General features: G+C 32.1%; 15 protein-coding genes and 1 tRNA gene. 11 read left to right on the top strand and 5 right to left on the bottom strand.

The genetic code is table 11. The features are described 5' to 3' along the window. Window positions 1-162 precede the first annotated feature (162 nt). Entirely contained in the window at window positions 163-366 is a 204-nt protein-coding gene (locus tag JJ847_05815; GenBank protein MBO6960397.1) for a hypothetical protein, read from the top strand. Between the two features lie 141 nt (window positions 367-507). Here JJ847_05815 and JJ847_05810 read toward each other — a convergent pair whose 3' ends face one another. From JJ847_05810 to JJ847_05795, 4 genes are all read right to left on the bottom strand, one after another. Next, on the bottom strand, window positions 508-672 hold the full coding sequence (locus JJ847_05810; GenBank protein MBO6960396.1) for a hypothetical protein: 165 nt from the start codon (window positions 670-672) through the stop codon (window positions 508-510). A gap of 398 nt (window positions 673-1070) precedes the next feature. After that, a complete protein-coding gene (locus tag JJ847_05805) occupies window positions 1071-1583 on the bottom strand; it encodes an adenine phosphoribosyltransferase (protein ID MBO6960395.1) in 513 nt (170 codons plus the stop codon). 462 nt (window positions 1584-2045) lie between these two features. Continuing rightward, window positions 2046-2474, bottom strand: coding sequence for a hypothetical protein (locus JJ847_05800; protein MBO6960394.1), 429 nt, complete (start codon window positions 2472-2474; stop codon window positions 2046-2048). Continuing rightward, entirely contained in the window at window positions 2475-2726 is a 252-nt protein-coding gene (locus JJ847_05795; GenBank protein MBO6960393.1) for a hypothetical protein, read from the bottom strand. 257 nt (window positions 2727-2983) lie between these two features. Here JJ847_05795 and JJ847_05790 point away from each other — a divergent pair. The 8 genes from JJ847_05790 (at window position 2984) to JJ847_05755 (ending at window position 6673) form a co-directional block, all read left to right on the top strand. After that, window positions 2984-3057 (top strand) — tRNA-Pro (locus JJ847_05790). Between the two features lie 266 nt (window positions 3058-3323). After that, on the top strand, window positions 3324-3560 hold the full coding sequence (locus JJ847_05785; protein ID MBO6960392.1) for a hypothetical protein: 237 nt from the start codon (window positions 3324-3326) through the stop codon (window positions 3558-3560). Further along, window positions 3529-3801 carry a hypothetical protein gene (locus tag JJ847_05780; protein ID MBO6960391.1) on the top strand — a complete coding sequence of 91 codons (273 nt, stop codon included), beginning with the start codon at window positions 3529-3531 and terminating at the stop codon, window positions 3799-3801. The genes JJ847_05785 and JJ847_05780 overlap by 32 nt, the downstream gene beginning before the upstream one ends. After that, window positions 3801-4058 carry a hypothetical protein gene (locus JJ847_05775; protein ID MBO6960390.1) on the top strand — a complete coding sequence of 86 codons (258 nt, stop codon included), beginning with the start codon at window positions 3801-3803 and terminating at the stop codon, window positions 4056-4058. The genes JJ847_05780 and JJ847_05775 overlap by 1 nt, the downstream gene beginning before the upstream one ends. After that, complete coding sequence (locus JJ847_05770; GenBank protein MBO6960389.1) at window positions 4046-4486, top strand: hypothetical protein; 441 nt, start codon at window positions 4046-4048, stop codon at window positions 4484-4486. The genes JJ847_05775 and JJ847_05770 overlap by 13 nt, the downstream gene beginning before the upstream one ends. Further along, window positions 4479-5762: a hypothetical protein gene (locus JJ847_05765; GenBank protein ID MBO6960388.1), complete on the top strand. Its 1284-nt coding sequence runs from the start codon at window positions 4479-4481 to the stop codon at window positions 5760-5762. Before JJ847_05770 ends, JJ847_05765 begins: the two co-directional genes overlap by 8 nt. 344 nt (window positions 5763-6106) lie before the next feature. Further along, on the top strand, window positions 6107-6352 hold the full coding sequence (locus JJ847_05760; GenBank protein MBO6960387.1) for a hypothetical protein: 246 nt from the start codon (window positions 6107-6109) through the stop codon (window positions 6350-6352). A gap of 114 nt (window positions 6353-6466) precedes the next feature. Beyond that, window positions 6467-6673: a hypothetical protein gene (locus tag JJ847_05755; protein MBO6960386.1), complete on the top strand. Its 207-nt coding sequence runs from the start codon at window positions 6467-6469 to the stop codon at window positions 6671-6673. An 18-nt stretch (window positions 6674-6691) separates the two neighbouring features. Here JJ847_05755 and JJ847_05750 read toward each other — a convergent pair whose 3' ends face one another. Next, the gene (locus tag JJ847_05750) at window positions 6692-6964 is read right to left on the bottom strand and encodes a winged helix-turn-helix transcriptional regulator (GenBank protein ID MBO6960385.1); all 273 of its coding nucleotides are present in this window, start codon (window positions 6962-6964) and stop codon (window positions 6692-6694) included. A 165-nt stretch (window positions 6965-7129) separates the two neighbouring features. On the opposite strand from JJ847_05750, the gene JJ847_05745 reads away from it, so the two are divergent. Next, window positions 7130-8152 carry an ArsJ-associated glyceraldehyde-3-phosphate dehydrogenase gene (locus tag JJ847_05745; GenBank protein ID MBO6960384.1) on the top strand — a complete coding sequence of 341 codons (1023 nt, stop codon included), beginning with the start codon at window positions 7130-7132 and terminating at the stop codon, window positions 8150-8152. Window positions 8153-8163: 11 nt separating this feature from the next. Then, the gene (arsJ, locus tag JJ847_05740; GenBank protein ID MBO6960383.1) at window positions 8164-9423 is read left to right on the top strand and encodes an organoarsenical effux MFS transporter ArsJ; all 1260 of its coding nucleotides are present in this window, start codon (window positions 8164-8166) and stop codon (window positions 9421-9423) included. Window positions 9424-9436 lie beyond the last annotated feature (13 nt).

Raw genomic sequence — 9436 nt, 5'->3', positions numbered from 1 at the left:
GAATCTTCACCTGTGAAACTTGTGTTTAGACCAATGTTGAAATCGTAACCTGTTCCCAAGTTGTCATCGAGATCGTTACCACAATCATCGTCGTAGGTAATACCAGCGTAGAAGTTAACACCGAATGTTGCTGTTGTTGTTTCTGAGAAACTACCAGCTTCAATGTTGTTTAATCTTGCTTCTAGTCCGTCAACACGGCTGTTAGTGATAGCAAGTTGTTCTGCTGGAGTGAAATCACTAATAGTAACTTCGTTAGCTGTAGCAGACATAGGAGCTAAAAGTCCTAGAGTCGCTGGAGCTACTAATAAGCTTTTGAATAGCTTCATAAATTTCCTCACACGAAATTTAAAGTACACCTTAGGATAGTTGGTTTAGTCAATAAAAATCAAGTATTTATCACTACATTTCTAAAAAAATTGTGCCACTTTATAAACCTATACAAAACCATTCACGTAATTGTTAATTACTAAATAGTGGTAGTCAAATTCTTTAATAAAAAAATTATTTCTAAATTTTTTTTGAAATCTTGAATGAAACTTCTTTTGTTTTATATTTTTTTTTCTTATTAAGCTCGGAAGAATCTACATACCAGCCTGATGCCAATCTAGTGTCTATCTCTTCATATGTATTTGTAAGGTTAAGCTTTTTTAGAGACTTCTTCTTATAATCCATATCTTTATTTGTACAGTTAAATATATAGAATAAATATAGCATTAAAAAAATTTTTTACTTTTGATTTGTTTAAATTTGTCGGACGCTTGTTAGTAATTACAAATTTAGTGTTTGCATACAGGCAAATCTTTAGAAAAAAGAAAAAAAAGAAGTTTTTTACCTCAACAAAAAAAATTTTTAGTTATATTTTTTAAAAATTTATAAACCTGAGGAGCACAAGGTTAAATGACTCAACTCAATCTTATTGTTAATTCTCTACCAAGAGACCTTTCAGAATTTATATTCTTTCTAATGGTAGGTTTTACTGCAGGATCTATTGGCTTAATTTAAATTAAAAAATTTTTTAAAAAAATTACTCAAAATCTCTTAGATTCTTTTGCATAGTTAAAATACTAAGACTATAACTTTATTACTGATTCAACTGGGAAATCAAATCGAGTCCTTCCCTTTAGATGATTTAACTCGATTACAGTGAGTAATCCTTTTATATTTTTATTATTTTTTGATAGTAAGTTTGCTACACATTCAACAGTCCCCCCAGTAGCAAGTAGATCGTCAATAATTACATAGGAATTATATTTATTTAAAGAATATTTTTGTATGCAAAGAGCATCCTCTCCATATTCTAGATTGTAGTTTTGTTCAACTATTTCCCCTGGAAGTTTTCCAGGTTTTCTGGCGACTATCATTGGTTTTGAAGATTTTAATGAAACAGCAGAACCAAAAATAAAACCTCTTGCATCTATAGAAATTATGGCCTCAGAATTTTTTATAATTTGACTTGAGCACATTCGCATAATTAATTCATGGAAAACTTCAGGCTCATGAAGAATTCCAAGAACATCTTTAAAATCGACTCCTTTTTTTGGAAAATCTTTATAAGTATTAATTAAGTCTTCAAATTTTTTCATTCTTTAAAATTTTAAGAAATAGGTAAGGAATTAAGATCTAAAACTTATTTTATATTTTTTTAAAAAATACTCAAATTATTATTTTTCAAAATTAAAAGATTAATTAAGTTAATTAATTTAATCTTATGCCAAGAATTACTTAAAAATGGTTAAAGATTTCAAAATATGGGGTAATAAGATTTTGCTTATAAAATTTTTCGAAAAAATCTTTAACTGAAGCATATTATGAACAAAGATCTTATGAGCGGTGTGTGGCGTGGCTTGGTAGCGCGGATGCTTTGAGAGTAACCGATTATCCAAGCGAAAAGTATTGCAAATACTAGAAAGTACATAATTTATTACAACCTGTTTAGCGAGCATTAGCGAGATTTTTTGAATAACTCGGGTGATTTCATATCAGCCAAACTTCTAGTTACCCTTTATGCAAATTGCAGCTATTAGTGGGAGTAGTAAGCGTTTCATTTATTTATCTGAGTTCATCCAATTTAAGAAGCGAGTTTGAAATCCTGCACGTTGTCCAATATCCATGCTGCTAAATCCAGCATGAACTAATTTATTATTTGAATCTTCATAAGTAACGTAAATAAAAAGACTAGCCCCATTAGATACAAAATTTACATGTTTTATTTGACTCGGCTTAATTCCTCTAGAACCATCAACAATTAGTAAGCCATTTTTAAACTCAATTAAGCATTTTTTCTTGTAAGTATTTATTGCCCCGCAATTAAAATTAATCACATCACTTTCAACAGTCTCTTGATACTTGATTTTATTTTTTTTATTTATATTTACAACTCGCTCTAAATCAAAATCTGCAATTCCTAAATCACCTGCATTAAGAGCATTAGGTAAAGCGATAGCAGCTAGTAGTGGGAGTAGTAAGCGTTTCATTTAATAAGAGAATCTTTTCCCAACCTGCCAAGACCCAAATCTACTCGTCTTGTAAAGTCCTAACACTTTTCTGCTTGAGGGTTCATTTTGGCATGTTCTAAAATAATGGTCTCCCCAAATTTTTTTTTGGTACTCATCTGAAGAGTAGAGTAAATACCATTCCCTTTCGCAAGCTTTATAAGCCTCCATTTGAGAACCATAACCACATCCTGATAAAAACAAAAGGACGCAAAGTATTAATAATTTACGCATTAAAAAAAGAAGGTTTACCCATGTATGTTAGATCGACTGTCAATCGTATTTAATATAGCGGTGCAAGTAGCAAGCGTTTCATTTTTAGATATTTTTTAAGTAAAGCGGGTGTCACCAAAATTCCCGCTTAATTGAAGAAAAATATTAGCGACAATTTAGCGAGGATTAGTAAATTTTCCTTAAAAAATAGTTTTTTTATCAATATTTTTAAAATTTGGTCTTTAACAGATGCATGTTATGAACTAAGATCTTATGAGCGGGGCGTGGCGCAGCTTGGTAGCGCGGGTGCTTTGGGAGCACTAGGTCGCAGGTTCGAATCCTGTCGCCCCGATAGTCATAGCAGTCGATCTCAGATATACCAAAATAGAGTCTCAAAAGTATCCGTAGCTTTTCCGTGGAATATGTTGGATTTGTAATAAAAAAGCCACGGAACTTCGAAACCATGTGTGCAACTTTAGGTTGAATTAGTTCAGATCTCGGCAATAATAAAGTTGTCAGATATTTGCGACCTTCAAACAGCCCACAGTAGTGACCTTCGACTTTATTTGATGCACCTTCGATAAGTGCGGGGATTATCAACAAACAACTCCATATATATTGAGAACACGCAACAGACCACCAAAGTTTTTCAAAGGAAAGAAGCTCCAAGCTTCTAACTTGACTCATCACGATTCAGTTGGAATTGCAATGGATTTAATTTGCTTTGAGAAATCTGGTGTGAATGTAAATGGATTTCTCGTGATGACGAATCCTTCTGTTCTTACTGCATATAACGAGTTGAAGAATAATCCTTCAAAGGTTAATGACTACTACAAACTGGATAGAGCTTCCTAAGTTAGTTGAGTATCTATATTGCAGTGAAAGAACTGTTTATAAGTTAAAAAAAGCGAATGTATTTGTAGCGGGAGAACACTTCTATCGAGTAGGTGAAGGAAAGGAAAAAGGGAAATGTGTTTATGGATTAGAGGAGTGCAGAAAAGCACTACTTAAACATTCCGCAGAAACTAAGAAGCAAAAGGGAGCTAGATATAAGAAAGAGATGATGAAAGACCTCGTCGCAAAGGAGGTTAAGTAGTGGATACGATTCCCTCTAAAATACTTAAAAGCACCTTTAAAAATAGGTGTCATAACAAAGCAACTGAACTTGGTGATAATGGAAAGGTTTTTGATTATCTATTTGAAGAGCTAGTCCAAGCAAATGCTTATTGTTGTGCATTACAAACCAAAGTTCAGATATTAGAATATATCCAAACTAAATATCATGAGCAAATAGCAAATTTATTAGAGCAACTTGGAATAAAAAAAGATTGGTGGCGAATATGGAAAAAGTAAATGGTAAATGGATAGCGCCAGAGCATTTTGATAGTGAAGAAGAAAGAAAAAAAGCAATGAATGGTTGGCGTAGAAGGTACTATGAAACCTTTCGATCAGACGATCAATTCTGTAATTGGCTTAAGTTAGATGGCTTTCATAGTAGTAAGCCAATAACACCAAAATACTTAAAAGAATACGAAAGACAACAAGCCCTAATTGAAGAATTTTATAAATATAAAGGTGTTTATGATGGGTTGCCTGAGTGCCATAGATTTCATGGAAATGATGGTAAATATTGGAAAATTTTCTCTGAAGAACAACAGAAAATCTACGCTAAAGATAGAGCAGAAACTACACTTAGATGCAACAAAGTAACTTACGGACATACACCAAATAGACCTAAAAGAAAAAGAGAAAAAAGAATAAGGAGAGAATTTTGTGACTGATGCTATTACACGACAACACCAAATTATTAGTACTGGATTTCTAAATAAAATTAAATTTCCAAGCGGTTATGAAGGAGAAAGAAAAAAGAAGATTGATTCTGGAGATTTAGTAGAACTTTTAGTTGATAATTGTTCTCCACGATTAACCTATAATCTTCTAACTCTTGAACCGGAATTTGATGGACAAACTATTCAAATAGATTTTGTTGAAAGCTTCTCAACTTATCTAAATATGTATGGATATAACATTAGAAAAGACTCTGCTTTTGATGGTTTATTAACAGCTGCTCGTCAGAATACATATCACCCTGTCAATGCATATCTTGAAAGAATTGCAGATAATAAATCAATTAAACCAATTGACATAGAAACAATGTCTTCCGACTACTTAGGAACTGACTCTAAGTTATATGACCAGATGCTTAAAATGACCCTAATTGGAGCAGTTGCAAGAGTCAAAAATCGTGGTTGTAAGTTTGATAATTGTTGCATTTTAGTTGGTAAGCAAGGAACAGGAAAATCTACTTTTTGGAGATATTTAGCTTCTGATGAGTTCTTTGCTGATACATGGCAACCAAAGCCTCAAGATTTGGCAATGATGCTGCAAAGATGTTGGATTTTTGAAATTGCAGAATTAGATAGGATCTCACCAAATTCAGAAAAAGCAGCAACATTAAAAGCTCTTCTATCAAGTCCGATTGATACATTTAGAAGACCTTATGGAAGAAGTATTGGTTCTTATCCAAGACCATCAATAATGGTTTCAAGTTGTAATAGAACTGATTTTCTAAATGATCCAACAGGTTCTAGAAGGTATTGGGTAATAAATCTAGAAGGGAAATTAATAAATAATAAAAAGGTTTTAAAAGATAGAGATCGAATCTGGAAAGCTGCTTTGCTGGCCTATAAAGAAGGAATGATATTGGATTTGGATGATGAATATAAAGAGGAAATAAATATAAGAAATTTAAATTTCGAAGCAGAACACCCTTTCTACTCACGTATAGAGGAATGGACGAATAAAGAGCACAATAAATATAGATTTACGACAGTTGAAGCTTTGGTTAATAGCGGTTGTAGAAATGATGAACATATAACAGATAAAGATGTAAAGGAAGCCGCAGATTGCTTAAGAAAATTAGGCCATGAAAAAAAACAATACAGATTTGGTGGGAGAAAACCTTATTATTGGTTTCATCCAGAATGGTCTATTGAGCAAAAGAAAAAGGAGCCAAGAATCATAAATTTGCCTAATAAAGGACATTATGAGATTTAATGCCTTATGTGTCTTGGCAGAATAATTTTTATCTAAGACACTAAAAAGAATTGAACCGATTTGTATTTAAGAGAATGTCTTATGTCTTATCTATTTCCACAAAAGATAATTATTTTTTGTGTTTTTTAATTTCTAGAGTTTATTAGGAATGACATAAGACATAAGGCAACATTAATTTTTAATATAGGTTCTTTCTTCTTGTACGGGAGGGGGTAATTTCGGACCCCAAAATTCTCCTAGGGAAAAGTCTGCATAGTTAGACACACTTTTACAAATGCTTGATCAGGTAAATGGAATAGAATCCCTTCATAGCAGCTAATTACACCTAATGTAAATTTTGTAAGATGAAACCAAAATCATTGCATTTGGAAGCTTATACGATTAGCCAAACAGCTAAAAAGTTAGGTTATAAATCAACCAAAACTTTATATAGATTGCTTAGCCGTGAAGTATTAGAAGACTATGTTTATTTAGAAAAATCAGGAAGAGTTTATCTAATGCTGGAGCCACCAAATCTGCCAACTTTAGCGGAAAAAATTACAGCAAATATTCAAGTAAGAAGAAATAATATTATCAAAAGGTTCATTTAGAAAGGTTTTATTTTTTTTAAGTAAACATCCTTAAACTAAATTTTTTAAAAAGATTTTTTCTTTAACTTTACTTAACCATAGGTGAATATTATTTATTAAATAGAAACTAAGGAGATGTTTAAATACAGGGAATTCATAGCTCAAATCAAATATAAAGAAGTAATATCTTCACCTGTTTATTTTATTCCTGTTTTGCTTCTATCCATAATGATTATTATTGAAGGTTTTCACATCTTTAATCACAAACAAAATTGCAAAACTAAAGCTGAGTGGATGGAACAATCAGGAATGACTTATGACAGGGAATCAGAAGTAAATTAATAAAATCTAAAATATAATTTATTCGCAGCAACGTTTTTTATTTGAAGAATAATCTGTCAAAGAAGTTATCCATTCCTTGATCAAAAAGAGAGATTCTTTATTTAGGCTGTAATATACCCATCTACCTTCTTGTCTGTCTGAGATAAGACCAGCTTCTTTCAAAATTTTTATGTGATATGAAATTCTTGATTGAGATAAATTAGTTAATTTCATAATATCGCAAACACAAACTTCTCCATCCATCATTAGGTCAATTATTTCTAGCCTAAAAGGATCAGAAAATGAAACCATCAACTTAGATATATTTTCTTTTTTTACTTTGCTAATATCTTTTAACAATTTTAAATTAATTAAATTTTCCTAAATATAGCTTAAATAAAAAAGATTTCATTAATCAAAACATCTTGATACATCAAAATATTTTGATGTATAATTTCAATAGGAGTTTTCAAAGTTATGAAAATTGGAATTAATGGTTTTGGAAGAATTGGCAGATTAGTTTTCAGAGCATTATGGAATAGAGCTGATATAGAAATAACTCACATTAATGAGATAGCAGGAGATTCGAATGCCGCTGCACATCTACTCGAATTTGATTCAGTCCATGGCAGATGGGTTAAAGATATAAAGGTTAAAGAAAAAGAAATAATAATTGATGGAAAGAAATTAGCTTACACATCTTTTAAAAATTACCTTGATGTTCCTTGGGAAAAATCTTCTGTAGATATTATTTTGGAATGTACAGGAAAGAATAAAAAGCCAGAAAAACTAAATCCCTATTTTGAATCTCTAGGGATGAAAAGAGTAATAGTAGCTTGTCCAGTTAAGGGAATTGTTGCAGAAGCTGAATCACTTAATGTTGTTTATGGCATAAATCAAAGTCTTTATGACCCTTCCAAACATAAATTAGTAACTGCAGCATCCTGCACTACAAATTGTTTAGCTCCGATAGTAAAGGTAATTAATGAAAATTTTTCAATTAAACATGGTGCTATTACAACTATTCACGATGTCACGAACACTCAAGTCCCAGTAGATTTTTATAAAAGTGATTTGAGGAGAGCAAGAGGATGTATGCAAAGTTTAATACCTACTACCACTGGGTCTGCTAAAGCTATCGCTGAGATCTTTCCAAAATTAAAAGGAAAATTAAATGGACATGCAGTAAGAGTTCCTCTACTTAATGGTTCTTTAACAGATGCAGTTTTTGAATTAAATAAAGACGTGACAACTGAACAAGTAAATATGGCACTTAAGGAAGCTTCAGAAACTTATTTAAAAGGAATTCTTGGCTACGAAGAAAGACCTTTAGTTTCTGCAGATTATGTAAATGACTCTAGAAGTTCAATAGTTGATAGTTTATCGACGATGGTTGTTAATTCAAATTTATTAAAGATATACGCTTGGTATGACAACGAGTGGGGTTACAGCTGCAGACTTGCAGATCTTACTGAATACGTAATCAAAAAAGAAATTTAATTTATGTCTTTATGAAGTTATCTAATATTCAACAATATAGTGTTGTAACAGCAAACTATTGGGCGTTCACGCTTACTGACGGCGCATTAAGATTATTAGTTGTTGGTCACTTTCATGAGCTAGGTTACACAACTCTACAAATTGCTTTACTTTTCCTTTTTTATGAGTTTTTTGGAATAATTACTAATTTATATGGTGGTTGGATAGGAGCAAGATATGGTTTAAGGCTTACTTTATGGATTGGGACTATCCTTCAAATCATTGCTCTTTTCATGCTTATTCCAGTTAAGGAGGATTGGCCAGTAATATTTAGTGTCTTATACGTTATGGTTGCTCAAGCAGTCAGTGGGATAGCAAAAGATTTAAACAAAATGAGTGCTAAAAGTGCTGTTAAGACAGTAGTTCCAGAGGCAAATGATGGCAATGATACTGGCCAAAAACAACTTTTTAAATGGGTTGCTATTTTAACTGGATCTAAAAATGCTCTTAAGGGAGTTGGGTTCTTCTTGGGTGGACTTTTATATAAGTTATTTGGATTCAATAATGCTGTAGGAATTATGGGTTTTGGACTCTGCTTAGCCTTTTTATTGACATTAATTTTGCCTAGAGAAATTGGTAAGATGAAAACCAAACCAGCTTTTAATGATCTTTTTTCAAAATCAAATGCAATAAATATTCTTTCAGCAGCAAGATTCTTTCTTTTTGGAGCAAGAGATGTTTGGTTTGTTGTAGCTCTTCCAGTATTCCTAGATATGGCATTTGGTTGGGACTACATGGAGATAGGATTATTTCTTGGGGCCTGGGTAATAGGTTATGGAATTGTTCAGGCTTCGGCTCCAGCAATTAGAAAGATGTGGGGCCAGAAAGAAAGTCCAGATCGTAAAGCTATCCAATTTTGGAGTGCCGTATTAATGGTCATACCATCTTTGATAGGAGTCGCATTATGGAGAGAAAGTTCTCCATCGATAGCAATAATTTTAGGACTTACTATTTTTGGATTTGTTTTTGCAATGAATTCCTCCACACATTCTTATATGATTTTGGCCTACTCTGATAATGAAAAAGTCAGTTTAAATGTTGGCTTCTATTACATGGCAAATGCTGCTGGAAGACTAGTTGGAACATTACTATCTGGCTTACTATTTATGATTGGGAGAAATCCGAGTATTGGTCTTCAATATTGTCTTTATTTTTCATCACTTCTAATATTATTATCTTGGATTTCGAGTCTTAAATTACCATCAATCAAACAAAGCTTATCATCACCATAAAAACTAATTTTTA

Origin of the sequence: Prochlorococcus marinus CUG1438, from assembly GCA_017644325.1 — a bacterium.
In the GTDB taxonomy this organism is placed as follows: Bacteria; Cyanobacteriota; Cyanobacteriia; order PCC-6307; family Cyanobiaceae; genus Prochlorococcus_A; species Prochlorococcus_A marinus_AA.
Note: the sequence above shows the minus strand (reverse complement) of the source record. Positions and strands in the feature narration are given on the sequence as shown.

Coding starts and splice junctions, on each gene's coding strand:
- JJ847_05815 (MBO6960397.1), top strand. CDS start 163: ATGTTGTTTAATCTTGCTTCTAGTCCGTCAACACGGCTGTTAGTGATA.
- JJ847_05810 (MBO6960396.1), bottom strand. CDS start 672: ATGGATTATAAGAAGAAGTCTCTAAAAAAGCTTAACCTTACAAATACA.
- JJ847_05805 (MBO6960395.1), bottom strand. CDS start 1,583: ATGAAAAAATTTGAAGACTTAATTAATACTTATAAAGATTTTCCAAAA.
- JJ847_05800 (MBO6960394.1), bottom strand. CDS start 2,474: ATGAAACGCTTACTACTCCCACTACTAGCTGCTATCGCTTTACCTAAT.
- JJ847_05795 (MBO6960393.1), bottom strand. CDS start 2,726: ATGCGTAAATTATTAATACTTTGCGTCCTTTTGTTTTTATCAGGATGT.
- JJ847_05780 (MBO6960391.1), top strand. CDS start 3,529: ATGACTACTACAAACTGGATAGAGCTTCCTAAGTTAGTTGAGTATCTA.
- JJ847_05770 (MBO6960389.1), top strand. CDS start 4,046: ATGGAAAAAGTAAATGGTAAATGGATAGCGCCAGAGCATTTTGATAGT.
- JJ847_05760 (MBO6960387.1), top strand. CDS start 6,107: ATGAAACCAAAATCATTGCATTTGGAAGCTTATACGATTAGCCAAACA.
- JJ847_05755 (MBO6960386.1), top strand. CDS start 6,467: ATGTTTAAATACAGGGAATTCATAGCTCAAATCAAATATAAAGAAGTA.
- JJ847_05750 (MBO6960385.1), bottom strand. CDS start 6,964: ATGGTTTCATTTTCTGATCCTTTTAGGCTAGAAATAATTGACCTAATG.
- JJ847_05745 (MBO6960384.1), top strand. CDS start 7,130: ATGAAAATTGGAATTAATGGTTTTGGAAGAATTGGCAGATTAGTTTTC.
- arsJ (MBO6960383.1), top strand. CDS start 8,164: ATGAAGTTATCTAATATTCAACAATATAGTGTTGTAACAGCAAACTAT.